1 protein-coding gene (cut by a window edge) is annotated in these 20,341 nt (G+C 74.0%); it reads right to left on the bottom strand.

Annotated elements, in window-relative coordinates:
• Positions 1–20,341: the 5' portion of a toxin glutamine deamidase domain-containing protein gene (locus CRYAR_RS34110; protein ID WP_035857302.1), read on the bottom strand. It extends 12,449 nt beyond the left edge of the window; the window shows 20,341 of its 32,790 coding nt (coding positions 1–20,341); its start codon is at positions 20,339–20,341; its stop codon lies off the left edge, out of view.

Genomic DNA, 20,341 nt, shown 5'->3' with positions numbered 1-20,341 from the left:
CCGGCTCCAGCCCGGACAGTGCACGCGCGGCGGCGACGTCGGTCACCTGCGCGAGATCGTCGGCTCGCCGAGCCTCCCCGGCGGCGCGGTAGGCCTCCGCTCGGTCACCCGGTCGTTCGCCGGTGGTCGCGGCGCGATCGGACGCCTCGCTCCGCAGTCGTCGCGCGCGTGCGTCCGCCGTGGCGGCGCCGTGAGCGGCGACCGCGGTGTCCTGCGCCGCGTCGGTCGCCCGGTCGAGCGCCGCGTCGCGGCTGCCCTCGTCACCGGTGGGTGCGGTGGCGAGGGCCGTGGAGAGGCGTTCGATCTCCGGCTGCACGCGGGCCGCGAACGAGTAGTAGTCCCAGTCGCTCAGCCGCAGCCTCGCGCGCTGCGCGTAGTACCGACGGTTCGCGACGACGAATTCGCGGAGGGCCGCCGGATCGGACAACGTGTCGAGCAGATCAGCGGCGGCCTGCGGCGGGTCGGTGCTTTCCGCGCCGCCGGGGGGTTCCGCGCCGCCGGTGGCCGGGGCGCCGGTCAGCTGCGGCAGGTTCTCGGCGAACGGCAGGCCGGGCACGTCGACGGCGGTCCCGTCCGGCGCGATCAGGATCATGCTCAGTCCGGCCACCTGGTCCGGCCGGTACATCGGTTCGGTGTCCACTGCGCCGATCTGCGGATCGATCCACCGGACGGTGCCGTGGTCGTTCACCACCGAGACCAGATGAGAGCCGGCGTTCCAGTCGAGCGTGACGACCGCCGCGGTGCCGGGCCCGCCCCGGCGCACGGCGTCGGCGACGGACTGGAGGCCACGGGCGGAGGCGGCGGGGTTGCCCGGTTCCCTCGCGACGACGGTCTGGAACCGGCTCCCCAGCCAGTCCTGGACCCGCCGGGATTCCCGGGCCCTGATCTCGTCGAGGTCGTAGTGGCCGGTGTCGTCGGAGTAGACGTCCCGGGCGAGGGGCGCGGCGACCCTGGGCCGGCCGTACACCCAGGTGTCGATGAACGCCATGACCGCGTCGGCGCAGTTCGCGCGGAACGTGGCGTCGACCTGGTGCCCCGGGTTGATCCGCGGGACCACGTCCGGATGGTCGACGAGCGAGAAGTGCCGCTCGAACTCGCCGCCCTCGTTCGGGACGACCTCCTCGACCGCCCACTGGTGCACCCGAAGCGGTGGGCGGTAGTACTCCCCGCGGGTCGCCTCGACGGGTTCCCGGTCGGGCGCGCCCGGCGCCCGGCTCACGCGTGCCGCCGGGTCCTCCGGCCGCATCAACCGGCCGACGTCGGAGTTCACGTCGACGGGGGTGTCCGGGTCGAGCCCGGCGGCGAGGGCTATCCGCCGGTAGGCGCGGCGGTTCTCGTCGAGCGCGCCGGAGTCGGCTTTCGTCTCCAGGTAGGCGCTGTGGGCGCGGACCGCCCGCAGCCCGGCGAGGACGTCGCGAAGCCGGGTGAGGCGTTCGCTGTTCGCGAAGTACGCCCGGACCTCGGCCTTCGTGGCCTCCGCGGTGTCCGGTACGCCAGGCGGGTCGCCCGCGCGGAGCTGGAGGCCGGACCGCATGCGATCCGGGACGGCCGACGGCGGTCCCGCGGTCGCGGTGGCGAGCGCGTAGCCCGGAGGAGGGTCCCCGATGCTGAACGGGGAGAGCGGCAGTCCGTCCACCGGGTACGGCCGGTCGCCGGCGTCGAGAACCAGCATTTCCAGGAACCCGATGGCCGCCCGGAACGGGAGTTTCTCGCTGACCACGCCGGATTGGGTGTCGACGAAGAGGATCTTCCCGTCCTGGTGCACCGCGACCCAGGCGTGGGCGAGGCTGCTGTCCCGGTAGGCGTGGTTGAGGAACGCGATCGAGTTCTCGCCGGCCGCGCGTAGTGCCGCGGTGATCCGCGCCACCGCGGTGTCGAGGGCGGCTTCGGCCTCCGGAGTGCCGGGGTCGACGTCGTCCAGGAACGGCACCACCTCCTGCAGCCGGCCGCCGAACCGGCTCTCGAGGTCCTGGACGGTCGGGTCCGCGTACGGCTGGATCGGGGCGTCGAAGTCGAACTCCGTGAAGCCCTCGCGCATCAGTCGCGGGGCGACCTCCGGCCGTCCGCGCAGCGTGTTCCAGAACGAGAGGACCGTGTAGACGCAGTTCTCACGCCGTCCGCTGTCGACGTAGCCGTGGCCGTTCCCGAGGAACACCCAGTTGCCCTCGAGCACCGGCGGGTTCACCGGCGCCTGTTCGCCGGTCGCCCGGAACAGCTCGACACGCAGCGCGATCTCCTCGACCAGGGTCGCCGGGATCGCTTCGGTGAGCGCCGTGCGGCCGTGGTCGACCGGGTGCCAGAGCGGCTCGTCGAGACCGGGGAGGTTCATCCGGCCCCAGTCGGTCCGGTTCGGGTCCGCCCGGATGTCGGCCAGATCGTCGTCCCGGAACGACTGCGGGAGCATGACGCGTTCCAAGCGGTCGAGGTCCTGCCGGAGCTCCTCGGCTCGAGCCCGTTGCTCCTCGGCTCGGGTGGCGTCGTCCTGCTGACCCGCCCGGACGTCGTCGGCCGCGGTGACGATCCGGCCCGCTCGTTCCCCGTGGACGAGCGCGATGTGCTCCGAGCGCAGGGCGGCGAAGCGCAGCTCGGCGGAGCGATTCGCGTACGCCGCGGCCTCGTCGGCGTAGCGGCGGCTCCGCGCCGCCAGCCGGTGCGCCCGGCCGGGTTGCCACGTGTCGGTGGCCTGAGCGGAGAGGTCGTCGGCCGCGGCACGGAGGTCGCGGCTCGTGGCCGCCAGCGCGCGGGCCTGTTCGCGCCGGAACCGGGCGGCCTCCCTGGCGGCGGCCGCCCGGTCCAGGGCCTCCTGCTGCTGGGTGTTCAGGCGGGCGATCCGGCGGACTCCGTAGTCGATCGCTGTGAGAGCGTCCTGGACACCGATGTCGAGCCGGTCGATCCGGTCGGAGAGCGAGCTCATCGCCTTCAGGTGGTCGCGCACCACCAGGTTGGCCGCGGCCAACCGGGCGTAATAGCCGTCGACCGATCGGCGTACGTCGGCCTCGAACCGGGGGTCGGCCAGCAGCGCGTCGGTGACCAGAGCCAGCCGGTCCTGCGGCGAGAGACGCCGGTCGCGGAGAACCGAGAGGCCGTTGTCGCCGGACGACTCGCCCCGGACCAGGGTGGGCACCTCGTCGCCGGGCGGGGGAGCGGACGGCTCCAGCGCGGCCGCGTCGGCGTAGGCCTCGGGGACCGGAAGGGACCTGGTCGTCAGATGGGAGAGCGGTAGCCCGTCGACCGCGGCCGGCCGGCTCTCCGGGTCGAGCAGGAGCATGTCCAGGTAGCTGACCTGGTCGACGGGGTACGGGAAGTCGGTGGTGAAGGTCCCGATCTGCAGGTCGACCCAGTAGACGCGGCCGTTCTGGTTCACCGCGTCGAACGCGTGGGTACCGCCGTCCGGCCAGAGCACGACGAGCTTGGCGTTCGCGCGGTCACCGGAGCGCAGCAGCGTGTCGGTGACCCGCTGGAGGCCGTCCCGGACGTCGGCTTCCGAGGGCTGGAACGGCACGACCTCCTGGTACCGACCGCCGTAGTACTGCTCGTTGACCGAGCGGGCCTCACCCGGCGAACCGACGTCGAGGTCGCTCCCGTGAAGCGTGGCCGAGACGTGGGTCGCCGGGGCGACCTCGTAGACGCCGGACCAGATCGAGGTGAACGTCCGGGACGCGGCCATGCAGTTGTCCCGCCGGCCCGGATCCACCGGGCCGGCGCTGTTGCCCAGCGACACCCAGCGACCCAGGTCCGGCGGGTGCTTGCCGGCCGCGACGAGGGCGACGAGCAGCCGGAGCTGTTCGCCGAGCGTGGGCATCCGATGGTTCGTGGCCAGCGTGCTCGGTCGCGGACGCTCGGCGGCCCCGGGCGCGGGCACGTCCGCGAAGTCCATCGGGAACTCGGTCGCCGGACGGGCGAGCGGGTCGTCCCCGTGGGCGGGCGCGTTGATCCGCAGCCAGTTCGTGGGCGCGTCGGCGAGATCGGGATCGTCGTGGGTACCGGGCGAGAGCGCGCGCACCAGCTGATCGACGCCGGCCCGCAACCGTGCGATCTCCGCCCGCTGCTCCACCGCCCCGTGCCGCACGTCTTGAGCGTGCTGCTCTTCGTCCAGCTGCCTCGCGACCTTCTGGTCGAGGGCCGCTGCGGCCGCCTCGACGTCACGGGCCGCCGCAGCGGCTCGCCGCCGCCGGTAGCCCGGAAGCCGTTGCCACCGCTTGCGTCCGCGATCGAGGTCCGCCCGGCGCTGCTCGGCGTCGTCCTTGCGCCTGGCCGCGGAAGCGACCTCCGACTCGGCGTCGCGCCGGATCGTGGCGGCCTGGTCTTCCGCCTCGGCGGCGGACTCCTCGAGACGGGTGATCTGCTCCAGATCGGTTCGTGCGCGCCCGAGCCAGCGCGTCAGCTCTTCGTCTTCGTCGAACCGTGCGATGAGGAAACGCCTCGCGTGGTCGAACAGCTGCGTGCTGAACGCCTGGTCGTTCAGGGCAGCCCAGGGGTCCGTACGCAGCAGTTCCACGTCCACCGGCGCCGCCGGCCGGCGGTGGTCGGCCCCGGTCGCGTCCGGGCGGCCGGCACCGGCCTCGATCGTGTCGGTCAGCCGGGCGAGCTCGTGACGCAGCGCTTCGAGCCGGCCGGTCGCGACGTCGCGAGCGAGGCCGCGGACCGTCTCCAGCGCCGAGCGCGCGTCGGCCAGTTGCCGGGCGAGCAGATCGCGTGCGCCGACGCGCTGGCTCTCGACCGCTCGGAGCACGTCCAGCCGGGACTCGTGGCCGGCACCCCGGGGCGCCTCCTCGAGCCGGGCGATGGCGCCCGCGGCGTCGGTCACCATGGTCGCGGCGTCGGCGTGCTGCGCGGTCAGGTCGATGAGGCGGCGTTCGGCGTCGGTGACGACGTGTGAGCTCGCGGTCGTGGACGACTCGGCCCGGATCGCGCCGGCCTCGTCGAGCAGAGCTCGGAGCGCGCGGTCCGCGTCACGCTCGTCGGGGTAGATGCGGCCCAGCGCCTCGGACAGCACGGCGATCAGGGCCGGGTCGGCGAGAGCACCGACCGGATCGGCGAGCAGCCGGCTCGGGTCCAGCTGAGCGAGCGAGTCGGGCGGCCGGGACGCCGGCGGTGCGGCGGCGGTGGCGGCGACGTAGGGGTCGGGCAGCGGGTGGGTCCGGTCGCTGAAGGCGGAGAGCGGCGCTCCGTCGACGGGCACCGGCTCCCCGTCGGGACCGACGACGAGCAGGTCGAGGAACAGGGTCCGGTCGGCGTCGAACGGGAAGTCGTCGGTCAGCCACGGGTTCCCGGATCCGACCTCCTTGGCGTTCAGGTACCGGATTCGGCCGCCCTCGTTGACCGCTGCCCAGGCGGCCGTTCCGGTGCGGTCCCGCCCTACCGCGTCGATCAGCGCGAACGCGCCGTCGCCGGCGGCCAGGAGCGCCTCGGCGACCCGCTGTTCGGCGTTCCGCAGCGCCTGCTCGGTCTCCGGCGAGCCCGCGGAACCGTGGTGCTGGAACGCCACGAGCTCCTGGTAGCGACCGCCGGTTCGGATCTCGTCGGCCGCACGCGAGTCACCGAGAGGGCGCAACCGCAGCGTGGTCCGGTCGAGGGCCAGTGCCGTGCCCGCCGCCACCTGCGGGTCGCCCGACAGCGTCCGCACGGCCGCCCATCGGGCCCTGGCCCCGTCGTCGAGTTGGCGCGTGAGGTCGAACGGCCGGGCGACGGCGTCGATCCACGACAACCATCGTTCGTCGATCGCCGGGCGCGCGGGAATCGTGCCGTCCTCGTCGGCCAGCGCGAGCTCCAGGCCGAGGTGCATCCACGCCGGCGCCGCCGCGCCCCCGTGCAACTCGCTCCAGTTGACGGGTACGGTCCGCAGGTCCGGATGGGCGTGCGCACTCGGCGACAGCGCTTCGCCGAACATGCTCAGTTCGTCTTCGACCAGCTCGCGTTCCTGGCGGATCCGGTCGTGGGCGGCCTCGGCGCGCGCGATCGTCGCGATCAGCGCGTCCCAGGCCGGGCGGGAGGGGGACGGGTGGGCTCCCCGGTACTCGGCGACGAGCTCTTCGACGCGGGCCAGCTCCTCGGCGGCCCGGTCGGCGTCCGCGTCGAGCGCGCGGAGCTCGTCGACGAGCGCGACCATGTGCCCGCGCATGTACTCGGCCGCCCGCGAAACGACGAGCCGCTGGTTCAGGTAGCTGGTCCGTGCGCTCTCGAGGGCTTGCGCGACGGTCGGGTCGTCCGCCAGTTCCCGACGCTCAGCGGGGGTGCGCTCCGCCGCGGCCCGACCGAGTGGCTGCCCGTCCCGAGCCGCCGGTGGGAGCGTGTCCTCGCGTGTCGTGTCGGCCAGCGCCGAGCGGCCGACGAGACGGCCGACGCGATTCAACGTCGCCTCGATCGCGGCGATCGCGTTCGCGGTGGCCCGGACTCGCCCCGACAGTTCGTCGTGGGTCGTCCGTGCGGTCAGCAGGGCCCGGACCGCGGCGCTTCCTGCGGTCACCGAGGCGAGGGAGCCGGCCAACACCGCCCGGAGTTCGCTGCTGTGGTCGTCGATCGTCGTTCGTTCGCCGAGGTGCCGCTCGAGCGCGGCGGCATTCAGCCGATAGGCCGTGTCGAGGAGCGTCGGGTCGTAGTTCGCCGCGACCGCGGCCTCGTACTGGGTCGTTGCCCGATGGCGGAGGGCGCGCATCAGATCGCTCGTCGCGTCCCGATCGGCCACGGCCTCGCCCAGCTGGTCGGCGGTTTCCGACGCGGTCCGCAGCGCGCGCTCGGTCTCCGCGACCGCGGTGGCCACCGCGGTCGATTCCGTGGCCAGCGTGACGTCCGACCGGCGCAGCGCGGCGTGCAGCGGACGCAGCTCGTCCCGGAGCGCGGCGAGCAACTGCCGGAGGAGTTCGACCACGTCGACGACCGAGGAGAGGCCCTCGTGTCCGGTGCGCAGTTCGTCGAAGTGCCGCTCGGCCGCGGTGATCAGCGCCGTGACGACGTCGGGATCACGCAGCCAGGCCGCGTCCGGTCCCGCCCCCGGCACGTCGCCGAGCGGGGCGACGGCGGCCGAGCCGGGGAACATCAGGCGACGAAGCCGGTCGAGCCGAGGCTGCAGTTCCCCGATCCCGGCTCGGGCAGCCGACTCACGCTTCTGCTGCTCCGCCTGCCGACGCGTCGCGCGGCCCAGCGCGCGGACGGCCCCCTCGTTCTCCTCACCCCGGGACTCGGCCTCCGCGATCGTGGCCTGGAGTTCGCCGGCCGTGGCCGCCGCCTCCATCGCCTCGCGTGCGGAGAGGCGTGCGAGCGCGTCGAGCCGGCTGATCTCAGCGGCGACCTGCTCCGCTTCCCGGCGCAGGTCCTCGTGGGGGCGCGGCTCCGGCTCGTCGGGGGCGGCGGGTTCGGTCGCGGCGTGCTCCGTCGACGAAGCGGGGCCGACGTAGTCGGGGAAGACCTCGCGCACGAGCCGGTCGAGCCGCTGACGGGCGTCGTCGACCGCGGCGGTGGCGCTCTCCTCCGCCGTGCGCAGGTAACGGTCGTGCTGCTCACGCGCATCCGTCCACTCTCGGACGGCTCGGTCGCGGATCTCGGCGGCCTCGGTGGCGGCCTGCCGAGCCCGGAGCAGCTGGCCGCGCAGTTCGATGATCTTCTCGCGCGGCGGGGTCCGGCCCGGCTCGACGGCCGACCGGAGCTCGGTGATCGTGTCGTCGAGCCGCTCGACCGCGGCGGCGGTCTCGCTCGCCGCGGCCGTGGCGCGGGCGGCTTCCCCGGCCATCGCGACGACCTGCTCCGCGCGGTCGCGGACGACCGGCACCTCGGACATCGGCCGCTGTGCCGCGTCGATCTGCCGGTCGAGTCCTTCGGCGGCGTCGAACAGCTGACGCAGCCGGGATCCGCGGCTCTCGGCGTCCGGAAGGGAGCGCCGGGCGGCGTCGTGAACCGCGGCCAGGAACGTCGCGTCGGCCAGTGCGGCGGTGGGTTCCCGCTGGAGCCGGTCGAGCTCCGGAAGTCCTTCGGCGGGGTCCTCGGCCGGTCGGGCGGGTGGCTGGACGCGCTGGTCGAGACCGGCGATCAGCGCGGCGAGGTGCCGCCGGGCGTCCTCGGCGTCGCGTCGGTGCTCCGGCTCGACGTCGGCAGGCCGGGAATCGAGCACGGTCAGCCGGTCCTGAGTGCTCCGGATGTCGCGGAGCAGCTCCCGCACCTCGGGATCGGTGATTGCCGGATCGTTCGTGGCCGCGTCGAGACCTGCGAGCAGGGTAGGGAGGTCGCGCGGCGTCGCCGGTCGCGCGGCCTGGTTCCCGATGATCTCGAGCACGTCCGGCGTGAGCCGTGCGATCAGGACCGCGGCGGCGTCGGCCGCCGTGCCGGCCTCGGCGGTGGCGGTGTTCCCGGCGCTCCGCGCGTCCTCCATGACCTGGCTGCGCTCGGTCTCGGCCCGGTCCACCAAGCGCTGCAGTACGCGCGCTTCCGAGCGGAGACGCCGAGCCTCGAGCCCTTTGACGGACCCGTCGTCGACGCGTGCCTGCCGGCCCGCAGCCGCGTCGGTGAGGTGGGCGATCCAGGGGTTGTGCTCGTCGCTGATCTCGCGGTGACGTTCGTCGGCGGTGCGCCGGGCCTGCTGAGCCCGGTCCAGCGCGGTCCGGTAGTCCTCCGCCAGTGCGACGAGCTGGACCACTCGCTCGTTGCCGGTTCGCTCCGCCGCGGGCGTCACGGCGGAGCGGAGGGCCGCGACCGCCGGCGTCAACGCGGCGAACTTGTCCAGACCGACCTCGTCGTGTCGGGCCTCGAACTGAGCCATGGCGTCGCGTAGGGCGTCGAGCGACCGCTGGAGGTCGGCCGGGCCGACCTCGGTGGCCGGAGGCTCGGCGACGGCCTCCGGGAGCGCCGGTGGTCGGGTCTCGCTGCGCAGGCCGGTGACGAGCGCCGTGATCTCGTCGAGTTCCCGCTCGTCGCTCTCGGTCTCCGACGGCTTCGGATCAGCGGCTCCGAGCGGCCGGTGACGACGCGCCTGCACACGTCGCCGGTGGATCCACTCCCGCTGGTTCGACTGCCAGCGGGAGAGGTCGAAACCGCTGGCCGTTGCCGTGAGCGCCTCGGCGGAGGCGGCGGACCGGGCCCGCGCCTCCGCCAGCATCCCGTCGAACTCAGCGGCGGTGGAGGTGTCCGGCGTGGACAGCAGGGCGGTCGCCATCTCGTCGAGTGCGGCCCGCGCTGCGCCGACCAGTTCGGCGATCGCCGGATGACCGTCCTGCGAGAGAGCCCGGTGAAGTGCGCCGAGCACCGTCGCCAACCGCCGACCGTGCCCGGTCAGGTCGGCTCGACGCTGCTGGAGCGTCGCGTCGACCGCGGCCAGCTCGGTCGCGGCCCGCTCGGCCCGCCGGCTCTCCTGGGCCGCGGTGACCCGGGCCTCGAGCTCGTCCGCCCGGGAGAAAGCCCAGATCCGCTCGTCCAACCTGACCAGCCAGTTGTACTCACCGGTCTCGAGGTCCAGTTGGCGGGCTCGCAGCGGGTTCAACAGCCGGATCTTGTTCGCCTGCTCCGCGGTGCCCAGTGCCGCCGAATGAGCCTTCCGGGACCACCGGCCGTAGTCGTCGGCCGTCCGGCCGGAGTCTTCCGCTGTCTGCTGCGCCGCGGCCGCCTGGTCGCGTGCGGTTCGGTACTCCGCGGTCAGCTGCTCGATCCGGACGGTCTGCTCGTCGTGGGTCCGGCGAGCCTCCTCCAGCAGCGGCCGGAGCTCGGAGATCCTTCCGGCCACCGACGTGAACTCCGCGGGGTGGCCCGGGGCGACCCCCGACTCGGTGTCGAACCGTGCGAACGCGTCGAGCAGCTGGTCGAGCGCGGCTCGCGGATCCGTCGATCCGGAGCCGGCCGACGGCGTATCGGCGGGCACCGTGAGCAGCAGGCGGAGCCCGGTGCGCAGTGCCGCGACGCGCTCCCCGGCCGTGCGCTCTTCCCGGCGCGCCCGGGTTTCGTCGCGTTGCGCGCTGCCGATGGTGTGCTGGAGAACGTCGTCGTCGGCCAACGGGTCCGGGCTGAGCCGGGCCGTCAGCTCGCGCTTCTGCTCGGCGCGACGGGCGGCCCGCTCAGCGGCCTCGTCCGCGAGCCGCCGTTGCTTCTGGAGTTCGGTGAGCAGAACCGGCACCCGGCGCTGCAGATACCCGGCGGTCTCCCCGACGACCCGTTCGTCGACCGGCAGCCCGGCGAGTTGGGCGGCGGCGGTCCGGTGCAGGGCTTCGGGCAGCTCGGGATCGTCCAGTGCGGCGCGGGGGTCGGCGAGCAGCGCTTCGACGTCGATCGGTGCGGCGGGCCCGGAGCCCACCCGCGCGTCGACGGTGGAACCGGGCACCGGGGTCGACGCGGCCGGAGCGGCGTCGACGACGGAGCGGTACGCGTCGGGTACGGCCAGGTGCCGGTCGCCGAAGAACGACAGCGGCGCCTCCTCGATCCCCACGGGAGCGCGGCCGGCGTCGAGGACAAAACCGTCCAGGAAGCCGAGCTGCGCGGCACGGAACGGGAACGTCTCGGTCCGCTGCCCGGTCTGCGCGTCGACGTAGACGAGGCGTCCGCCGTCGTTGAACACGTTCCAGGCGTGTCCACCGCCGTCACGCCATGCGGGGTAGAGGAACCCCTGGGCGCCGGGGCCGGTCGAGCGCAGCGCCTCGGTGAAGCGTCGCTCGCCGTCCCGCAGTGCGTCGTCCGACGGCGAGCCGAACGGCACGAGCTCCTGGAGCCGGGCGCCGGTGATCCGCTCCACCGTGCGGCGCGCGTCCGGGTCTCCGGTGTCGACGCGCAGCGATGGCCCGGCGACCATCGGAACGCCGCTCCAGGTGAGCGACGCCGCCAGCTGGGCGACCACGCAGTTGACGCGACGCGCCGGGTCGAGAGCGAGATCGGGATTGATCAGGGCGAGGGTCTGCGCCGAGAGCACGTGGACCGGGATCGTGCCGCCGGGCCCGGCCGCCGTGCCGACGAGCAGCAGGTACTGCGCCAGCGGCGCGATCTCCTGCCCGGAGCGCGGATCCTGCGGGCCGAGAAGATGCTCGAGGATCGGCGCGACCGCGTCCAGGTCGGCCGTGGGCGCGGCGAGCACGTCGTCGATGGTCAACGGCCGACCGGCCAGGTCCCACCGGGTCGTGCCCGGCTCGGTTTCCGACGCGGTGAGGTCGTCGTCGCGCGCGCCGGTGTCCGCCGGCTCGGTGGGCAGCGACCGGTGGTCCCGGACGGCCGCCCGGGCTTCGGCGAGACGGCGGGCCGCGCGGTCGACGGTGGCCGCGGCGTCCTCACTGATCCGGTTCCACGCCTCGACCGCCGCCCGGAGCCGCTCCTCGGACGTCGCCGTCGTCGCGTCGTCGGCGAGCCGGAACCGCGCGGCCGCACTTCTCGACTGGTTCAGGTGGCCGGTCGCGGCGGTCATCGCGGTCTCGGCCGTAGCGAGGACGGTCTGCAGCGCACGGCTGACGGCCTCGGCGTCGTCGGTCGGTGACGGGCCGAGCAGCGCTCCGGTCGCCGTCGCCGTGGCGCGCACGGCGTCCGCGCGCTCGACGAGGACGCGGAGCCGGTCCGCGAGCGGCCCGGGCTGGTCCCCGACCGCGGCCACGGCGTCGTCGGCCCGGTCGACGACACGGTCGGCGGTGACGCTGCGCTCCCAGGCTTCGGCGAGGTCGCGGAGCCGGACCGCCCGCGTGCGCAGGTCGTGAGCAGCGGGCGGGTTCGCGACGTGGAGCCCGGCCGCCTCCCGCGTGAGCGTTCCCGCGGTGGTGCGGAACTGCTCCGCGATCCGCGTCGCGCTCCGGTACTCGGCGTGTGCCGCCCGCACCGCCACCTCCGCGGCGCGGACGGCGGCGCGGAGGACGTCGACCTCGTCGGTGGACGCTTCGAGCTGCCGGAGATCCTGGCCGAGCGTGGCGAGTGCCGCCGCACGGCCGGCGAGCTCGTCGAGCACGGTGCGGTGCGGGCGCTGGTCCCGCACGTCCGCGAAGTACCGGGCGCTGACCTCGTGGAGCCTGGCGACGACCGCCGGGTGGGTGAGCGCGCCGGGCTGCCGGAGCAGCGCGGCCGGGGTGTCCGCCCACGACCGGACGTCGGTTCCAGCCGGTAAAGGAACGTCGGTTCCGGCTGGCGCGGTGCGTGGTGCGCGGGCGGTGAGCGTGAGGAGGCGGCGTTCGGTCTCGCGGATCGCCCGGCTCGTGGCCGTGGCGCGTGCCAGCACCTGGTCCTGCCGGTCGGAGAGCTCCTCGACGTCCGCTCCGGCCCGGACGAGCTCCGCCACCGCGTCCATCGCGGCGTCGACGAGCGGATGGGTCCGGCGGAGGGCGCGGATCTGCTCGCCGGGGTCCCCGTCCGCGACGGTGATCTCGGTGATCCGACGCTCCAGGCCGGCGATGGACCTCGCGGCGACGGCGACGCGCTCGGCCGCGATGTCCAGGCGTTCGCGGAGGCCGGGCATCGACGCTTCGCGCGTCGTCAGCTCGGTGGTGATCGCCGACAGGTCCCGGCGCATCGACTCGAGGTCACGGCGCTGGTCGCCGAGCAGGTCGAGCAGAATACGCAGCTGTTCCCGGTCCCGGACGAGGCCGTCGAAGTGCGACGACGCGCTCCGGTCGTCGGCGAAGCGCAACGCGTCGACGACGACAGGCGAGGCGCCGCGGGTCACCAGCAGATCGAGGAACCGGGTGTCGGGTCCGAACGGGAAGACGTCGGTCTCGGCGCCGCTGCGCAGGTCGCGGTACCAGATCCCCCCGTCGGCGGCGACCACGCTCCACGCCTGCTCGTCGCCGGAGCCCGGTCGAGTGCGGACGAAGACGTAGGCGGAGGCGCCCGCCGAGCGCAGCGTCTCGTGGAGCTGCCGCTCGGCCTCCCGCAGAGCATCCTCGGGGTGCTCCCGGTCCGGAAGGAGCTCCTGGAACCGGCCTCCGGTCGCCTCTTCCACCGCGGCCCGGCCGGTGTCGTCCTCGGCCGGCGTGCGGGCGGCGACGGCGTGGACGCCGTTCCACTGCCACCAGTCCGCGACCTGCGCGCGGCCCGGCGCGGCGGTCGCCGTGCGGGGCCGGGCGTGCACCGGCAGCCGACCGTGCTCGCCGAGCGTGGCTCCGAGGTGGAGCAGCTGGTCCGACCGCGGCGGAACCACCCCCGCCCGGCCGTACAAGGTGTCGTACGCGCGCTGCCGGAGAGCGGGGTCGACGCCGTCGGCGAGGACGATGTCGTCGACGGTCATCGGAGCGCCGGGCGAGTGACCGTGGCGCCGATCGTCGGACTCCGGGGCGACGATCCGCGCTTCCGCCGCCGGAATCACGACTTCGAGCTGCTTGATGCGGATGAGGACGTCGCGCTGGACTTCGGTGTGGTGCTCGACCGACAGACCGGCCGCGGTGAGCCGGTCGACGAGCTCGTCGAGGCTCCTCCGGGCGGCGGCCACCGCCTCCTGAGCCGCGGCGGCCCCCTGGTCGTGGCGGTGGGCAGCGCGGTCGGCGTCGGCTGCCGCGGCCTCCGCCGTCTGGGCCCGGTAGGTGAGCCTCGAGACGATCCACGCGCTGGCCAGCCGCGACCACCGAGCCAGCCGGCGGTAGCGCTGCTCGTTCTCACGCAACCGGTGGGCGTCGCCGCGCGCGCCGGCGGCCGCGGCCTCCGCCCGATCCTTCGCGGTGTTCGCCGCGCCGAGACGCTCACGCGCCTCGTCCAACGCGGCCTCGATGTCGGGCACCTCGTCGGTCCAGAAACGGATCGCGGCCTCGTGCTGCATCAGTTCGTGCCGTCGGCCCGCCAGTTCCTCCCGGTCGGCGGCGAGTTCGGCGGCGAGAGCCCGCAGCCGGTCGTGCGCCTGCGCCGCCGTGGTGAAGTAGCGATCGGAGATCAGCTCCAACTCGGCGCGGACGGCCGGTTCCGTGAGCACGGAGAGGTCGGCGCGGAGTGTCTCCGGGTCGAGCACGGTCAGGAGTCGGTGCGCGGGTTCGGCCAGCGCCCGGCGGGTCGCGTCGATCGCGTCCGTGGTCGCGGCGACGGCCTCGGTGGTCTCGAGGACGCCGGGGAAGTGTCGCCGGAAGGCCGAGCGCGCGTCGTCCAGGCTCCGGGTGGCCGTGTCGACGGCCTGTGCGGACCGCTGCTCGGCGAGCTCCCACTCGGCGAGGGACGCGTCGAGCGCCGCGGCCCGCCGGCGCACTTCGTCGGGCGCCATCCGGTCGGCCGCCGATCGCAGCTCCGTCGATTCCCGGCGGTACCGCGCGACGTTCTGCGTGGCGAGGTCCAGCGCGGCGACGGCGTCGGTGTGGGCGGTTTGCGCGGTGTCGAGCTGGGACCGGAACGAGGCCTCGTCGTCGGAACGGCCGGCTTCCAGGGCGGCAAGACCCGCTCGCAAGCCGTCGAGCTGCCGCTTCTGCGCGGTCAGCCGGTCGCGGAGCGGTTGCGCGTCGGCGCGGTCGGCGTCGAGGTGCCGCGCGACGACCCGCCGGAGCGTCTGCTCCAGCGACGGATCGGCGCGCACCAGCGGATGACCGAGGATGCTCCGGTCCAGCGGACCGTTCGCCGCGACCTCGCGCGGCGAGCCGATCTCCGGGGCCACGGGCGCGCTCGGCCGGGAGTGGGAGGGGGAGAGCTGCTCGTAGCCGGGCGGGCGGGGCTGGGACGCGTCGCTGAAGTAGGAGAGCGGCAATCCGTCGACCGCCACGGGTCGCCGCTCGGCGTCGACGAGCAGCATGTCCAGGTAGCGGATCTCGGCCGGTTCGAACGGGAAGGTCTCGCCGTGAACGCCGTTCTGGGCGTCCCGGTAGACGATGCGGCCGTCCTCGTTCACGGCCGACCAGGCATGCCCGCCGCCCGAGCGCCACGCCGGACTGAGCATCGCGAACGCGCCGTCACCGGCGGCGAGGAGAGCGCTCCTGATTCGCGCTTCGGCGTCCCGCAGGGCCTGGGCGGACTCCGGGGAGTCGGGAGCGTCGTCGTCCTGGAACGCGACGACCTCCTGGTAGCGCGCACCGGTCGTCGCCTCGTCGGTGGAGCGGCGCCCACCCGGGTGACGGACGTCGTCCGGGTTGCCGTCGACGTAGTCGGTGCGCACCGTCGGTGCGGCCACCAGCGGAACGCCGAAGTGCGTCCAGAACTCGGCCCGGCGAGCGTCCGTGCAGTTGATCCTCCGGGCCGGGTCGAGGGACTGACCGAACGCGTTGATGCGGACGAACCACGGCCCGGTCCGGGGGCGCAGCGGGATGCGGCCGTCGTGCAGCAGCGCCGCGATCAGCTGGAACTGGTGGACCCGCTGGGGGGTCAGGTGACCGGTGCGCGGGTCGTCGCTGCGGGGGAGCTCGGTGTAGACCTGGGCGGCGAAGGCCGGGTCGATGCCGTCGGCGGCCAGGACGTCGTCGACGGTCATCGGTTCGTCCGCCGCGTCGGCGTTCTGCGTACGCCAGATCGACGCGATGTCCGGCCGGCTCGGCGCGGCGGGGTCCTGGGGTGGCGTGAGGCTCGCCTCGAGCAGGCCGACGGCGTCGCTGACCAGCGCGGCGCGGTGCTGCGCGGCCTCGACCCGGAGGGTGAGATCGTCGACGACCAGCTCCGCCTGGGCGACGGCCTCGGTGGCCCGGTCCGACTCCTGCTGGGTCAGGGCGGCCGCGTGCCGGGCCTCGTAGACACCGGCCAGGAGATCGGCGGCCGCGAAGCGCTGGGCGACGGCCAGCCAGAGCGTCTCCTGCCGCGCACGCCACGCCAGGCGGCGCGCCTGCCCGGCGTTGGCCTCACCGGAGGGACGCGGACTCACACGGTCCAGCGCGTGAACGAGCGCTCCGGCCCAGCGTTCGGCGTTGCGGAGAGCCCAGTCGCGGTCCTCCTCCCACTGCTCGGGCGAGCGCGCCATCACCACGTCGCCGTCGGGGATCCCGTTCGCCCGGTCCATGGCGTCGTCCATGGCCCGTTCCAGCCGCGGAAGCTCCACGTCGCGCAGCTCCCGCAGACCGGCCTCGAGCTCGCGAACCTCGTCCTGAACCGTCTCCAGCTCGTGCCTGCGCTGCGCCAGCGCCTCGAACACGCTGCGGGCCCGGGCGCGCGCTCCGGCACGGTCGGCGAAGTAGCGGGCGGACCGGCTCTTCATCGCGGCGTCGACGGCCGGATCGGAGAGCAGCGAGGGGTCCGCGCGGAGGGCCACCGGATCGAGGCGGGTGGCGTCGTCCGGGGAGGCCGTTGCCCGGGCGGGGTCCTCGGCCGGGTCCGGCTCGACGCGGAAGCTCCGGTCCGGGGTGCCGTGCAGGGCCTCGAGATCGTGGTCCGGCGGCGTGCCGGTCCGGGCCGGCGTGACGGGGGCGGTGTCGGATGCCGGGGGGTAGAGGTCGTGGATGATCTGCTGCTCGAGCCGGGGATCGAGGGCGTCGGTGGGTGGTTCGTCGGTGTCGGTGTCGGTGTCGGTGTCGGTGTCGGTGGTCGGTTCGTCGGCGTCGGCCGGGGCGGGTGTGGTGGTGTCGGCCGGGGTGGGGGCGGTGGCGTCGAGCAAGGTCTGGAGTGTCTCGGCGGTGGCGGGGTCGATCCGGCCGGTGTCGATCGCGTCGGCGATCTTCCCGTGGAGGCGGCGGACGCTGTCCTCGAGGACGAAGCGGTGCAGGGCCGCCCGGCGGAGCCGCGCGCGCAGGCGGTAACGCCGCCAGCGGGTCACGAGCTGGCGGCGCTTCGGATCGCCGAGTGCCTGGATGGCCTCGGTCAGTTCCTGCTGCCGGGCGACGGCGGCGGCGAGCTCCGGATGCGTCCGGGAGAGGCTGCGTGACCACCGTGCGACGGTGCGGGGCCTCGGAGCGCGGGCCGGAGCCGGGCGTCCCGCGAGCTCGGCGAAGTGCTCCTCGGCCGCCGCGGCGAACTCGTCGACGACGGCCGGTCCGGCGAGTACCGAGGGATCGGCGCGAATCGTGTCGGGGTCGTGGACGGCCGGCTCGGCGGGGGTGAGCGGGTCGGGTTCTGTGGCCGGGTCGGGTTCTGTGGCTGGGTCGGATCCTGTGACCGGGTCGGATCCTGTGACCGGGTCGGGCTCTGTGGCCGGGTTTGATTCGGCTGTTGGGTCCGGTTCGGACACCGGGTCGTTCGGGTCCTCTGACCGGACTTCGAGCGGGGCGTCGTCGGCCGGGTGGGTGGTGTTCGTAAGGGCAACCGGCGGCGTGTTCTCGGGGTCGAGGGGCGTCGGGTCGGTGTGGTCGGGGTCGGTGGGAGCGGGCTCCGTCTCGACGGTGGCCGCCGAGCGGTCGTCGGAACGGCGCGTCGGGCCGAACCGGCCGCCGGGAACGGGTTCGGCGGCGCCCGTGGCGAGCAGCAGGTCGACCGCGGCCGCTCGTTCGGTGTCGACCCGGGCCTGGAGCGAAGCCGGGGTCAGGAACCCGGCGAGCAGCTCGCGGTGCCGGTGCTCCTCGGGGGTGCGGGGCGGGTGGGAAAGATCGGGCGGGGTGAGCGCGGGCGGCCGGGCCGGTGGGGCGGTGGGTGGTTGCGCGGAGAGCATGGAGATGTCGGACGTCTCCGCGCCGACGACCGGCGGCGGGATCGACCCCGGGTCCCGCGGCGGCGAGGTGGTGTCCGTCCGGCCGGTGGCGGGGTCGACCGGTTGATCGACCGGTTCGCCGGTCGGTTCGCCGGTTCGTTCGTCGGTCGGTTCGCCCGGTTGGTCGCCGGTCGTGGGGTCCGGCGTGCTGTTGGTGGCGTCGTCCGGCCACGGTGCGTCGGTGAGCGGTGTGGTGTCCCGGGAGTCACCCGGTCCGGAGTCGAACGGGGAGGACTGATCGGCGGTCCCGGTGTCCGGCGCCGAGTCGAACGTGGACCGCTGGTCGCTAGACCCGGCCTCGGCTGCGGGCGCGGAGTCGGTGATGGTGTCGGCGGTGACGGTGTCGGGGGGCGGAGCGGCGTCCGCGCCCGCGAACGTCGTTCCCTCGGCCGCCGGCTGAGCTTCCGCCGAGGGAGCGATCTCGGTCGACGACGACACCTCGACCGACGGTGCGGTGTCCGTTGGAGGCGCGGTGTCGTTCGACGGTGCCGCGTCGGTTGGAGGCGCGGTGTCGTTCGACGGTGCAGCGTCGGTTGGAGGCGCGGTTTCGGTTGGGGGCGCGGTTTCGGTTGGAAGCGCGGTGTCGTTCGACGGTGTGGTGTCGGTCGGGCTGATGGGGTCGGCTGGGGCCGTGGGGTCGGTCGGAGGCGCCGAGTCCGATGGGGGAGCGGTTTCGGGGGGAGCGCTGTCGGAGGTGGTCGACTCGACCTTGCCGGCGGCGTCGCTCGGTGCGCCCGTGTCGGTGGTCGGCTGATCCGCGGTGGACTGCTGGGCGCTCGCCTCGCCCGCAACGGCATCGGTGCGGACGTCGGCTGGGGCTGGGGAGTCCGAGTCCGAGGTGGACTGGGCCGCCTCCGCCGCTGGGGCCGCCTCCGCCGCTGGGGCCGCCTCTGCCGCTGGGGCCGCCTCTCCACCGGTCGTCGTCCCGGCCGCCGACGAATCCGCGGACGATGTCGGGCTCGCCGCGGAGGAAGAGCCCTCCGCTCCCGACGAGCCACCCGCCGAGGAGCTCGCGGCGGAGCCACCCGAGGAGCCACCTGACGAGCCACCCGAGGAGCCACCCGACGAGGACGAGCCACCGGACGATGACCCACCCGACGATCCCCCCGCCCCCGACGACGAGCCTCCGCCGCCGGAACGGCTCGAGCCGCCACCCTGCGACCCACCCTGCCCCGAAGACGTCCCCGCCGCGTTCGAAGACGCCGCGTTCGAAGTCCCCGCGTTCGATGACCCCGCGTTCGATGACCCCGCGTTCGAAGTCGGCGACCCGCCGTCCATCCCCGCCGTCGTCGTCGCGGGGTCGGCCGACGTCGGCGAACCCGCATCGAGCGTCGTCGCGGCGGCCGTCGGCGACGCGTTCGCCTCCGCCGTGGCGGCCTCCCACGAGAGGCTCGCCTCCACCTCGGACTGGATGTTCGCGTACGACTCCCGCGGCCTGCCCGTGAGCTCCGACAGCGCCTCGCTGGCCGCGTTCTCCAGGCCCTTGCCGTCACCGAGAGCCCAGTCGGTGATGCTCTTCGGGTCGTCCAGGAGATACGTGCCGACCGACGCGGCGCCGGCGGCGATGCCCTCCTTGAGGCTGCCGCCGAGTGCGGAGTCCCCGGCGCCGGGGAGCGCCTCCTTGATGAATCCGGCCGCGGCCTCCTCGGCCACCACGGAGACCACGTTCATGCGCCCGTATTCGCTGCCGAACGGGTTGAGGGCCTGGCCCCAGTTGCTCTCCAACCCGGCGTCCGCGCGCGCGTTCTGTTCCGCGATCGCCGCGACGACCTTGCCCGTGCCGACTTCCTTGAGCGCTTCGCGCGCGTTGAGCTTGGCCGATTCCAACCCGGCCTTGCCCAGCTCGCTGGCGAACGCCTTGCCCTTGCCCGTTTTCAGGTCCCGGAACGCCTTCTCGGCCGCTTCTCGGGCCGCCTGGGCCGCCTTCTGCTCCGCTTCCCTTGCGCCGATCGCGGCGATCCGCGCGGTTTTTCCGTCCGCGGCGTTACGGGCGATGCGGTTGGCGTCGACAAAACGGTCGATCTTGCCGCCTGCGGCCTTCCGGGCGGCCCGCGCCGCGTTCTCACCGGCCAGGCGGCCGCCCATCTTGTCGAGCAACGACTTCTTGCCCGCCTCGTTCCCGGCCTTCTGGCCGGCTTCTTTCCCGAGCTTCTCGCCCGCTTCCTTCGCGGCCTTCTCCGCTGCCTCCTTCGCCGCTTTCCGGATGTTCCGGTCGGCGAGGTACTTCCCGACGTCCTTGGTGAAGTTGACGATCGGTGGGCTACCCGGCCGGCGGACGAACGGGTTCATCGACTTCGCGGCGTCCCCGAGGATCTCGCCGACGTCGCGGAACTCCTTCTCCGCGCCCTTCTTGGCGATCTTCTCGATGAGTTCCTTCGCGGCCTTCGTGATGCCGGCCCGCGCCGTCGCGTAGGCCACCGGAAGGCTCACCGGGGCCGGCGCCCCGACCACCGTGGCCATGGCCATGATCGCGCTGAACGCCGCCATCGCCAGATCGAACAGGTCGAACAGCGCCGAGACCTTCGCGACGACGACGTTGCTCGCGGCCGAGGCCATGAGCTCGGCGAGGTCGGCGTTGCCCGCGAGCGCCGCGTCGGAGATCTTCATGTGGCGCTCGTACTTGGCCTTGAAGCCCGCGGCGCCGCCGGCGTCGTCGCCGCTCCACTGCTTGAGGATCTCGACGCCGGTGGTGCCGACCTGCTCCTGGTAAGTGGCGAGAACCTCGGTCAGCTGGGCGCGGGTCGTCGCGATCTCGAACATCTTGTCGTGATCGGCGTCGGGGATGTCGACGATCAGCTTCAGTACTTCGCCGAGGATGCCCGGTAACCACTCCTCGAACTCGCGGAAGCAGTTGAGGAGATCGTCCAGGGCGTCCGGGAAGGTCCCCGCCAT

The organism is Cryptosporangium arvum DSM 44712 (assembly GCF_000585375.1).
In the GTDB taxonomy this organism is placed as follows: Bacteria; Actinomycetota; Actinomycetes; order Mycobacteriales; family Cryptosporangiaceae; genus Cryptosporangium; species Cryptosporangium arvum.
Note: the sequence above shows the minus strand (reverse complement) of the source record. Positions and strands in the feature narration are given on the sequence as shown.